At 52.2% G+C, this 1,055-nt stretch carries 2 protein-coding genes; both read right to left on the bottom strand.

Annotation, left to right across the window (positions count from 1 at the left end; genetic code table 11):
- On the bottom strand, window positions 1-215 hold a 215-nt coding region (locus tag V6D20_13815; protein ID HEY9816856.1), incomplete at its 3' end, for a DinB family protein.
- Window positions 216-289: 74 nt separating this feature from the next.
- Window positions 290-1,055: LLM class flavin-dependent oxidoreductase (locus tag V6D20_13810; protein ID HEY9816855.1), on the bottom strand; the 766-nt coding region annotated here is incomplete at its 5' end.

Raw genomic sequence — 1,055 nt, 5'->3', positions numbered from 1 at the left:
ACCCAGGTAATTTTAAACAGAGTCAAGGTGCTTGAGCTAACCTCCCGCAGGTGGTCAAGATTTTCACCGATAGACCATTCACTCTCAGCAGGGCGCTGCCAAAGAACCTCCTGGTTGAGTCCTTCAAGGATCTCGAACAGTGATTCACGCTGGTGATCCATCATCGCCAGATAATCTGAGACAACATTGTCATGTTCTTCAGTGATATCAGCCATGATCGATTGATGCGCTCCTTTTGTGCTCGGGTGATCGTTCATCTAACTGTTGACCGCACAATGTATCTGTTCACTTACCCTGGAGGGCCCTGATGGATGCGGCTTTCCAACACATCCACGATCTCCGGAGTCCATTTGTCTTCCCGACCGAAGCCATAATCATAAGGGCTGATCCCCTCCATCCACCAGGTAACGCCAACTTCCTGATATGGAGCCACATGGGCAGCTGCCTTTGCAGGGTCATCACCGGGCGTGATTCCATACTGCACCAAATCGAAAGGGCCCTCCTTTACGCGGTGAGTCTCGATCATGGCAGAAATGTCATTCCAATCATCAGGTACCACTGGAGACAAAACAGCATCCGGGAAGTATCCGTCAAAATTCGCTGCGCGTCTGATGGGTTTTTTGTTAGGCCATGTCCCACCGACCCAGATCGGAATGCGCGGCGACTGGACTGGCTTCGGCAGAAATCGCATCTGCTCCAATTGGTAAAACTCACCCTGGAAGCTGAATAATTCCCCACCCAACAAGCCCTCCAGGATCGCCAAGCCTTCATCCAGTTTTCTAGCGCGGATTTTCGCATCAGTCTGCTCGCCGAAGAAACCGAACTCCCAAAGTTCCGGAGCACCCAGACCCACCCCTAAGATTACGCGCCCATTCGATAATTGATCGAGTGAGATCGCCTCACGAGCTACCTTCCATGGACGACGGCGAGCCAACGGTGTGATCATGGGTCCAATGCGAATCGAATTGGTGCGCATGGCGATCGCCGCCAAAGCTATCCAGGGGTCAACCATCGGCCGCCATAAATTATCGAACAGGATATGATCCCAGACGAAG

It is taken from the genome of Candidatus Obscuribacterales bacterium (genome assembly GCA_036703605.1).
Classification (GTDB): Bacteria; Cyanobacteriota; Cyanobacteriia; order RECH01; family RECH01; genus RECH01.
The sequence above is the reverse complement of the archived record's forward strand: the minus strand, read 5'-3'. Positions and strand labels throughout refer to the sequence as shown.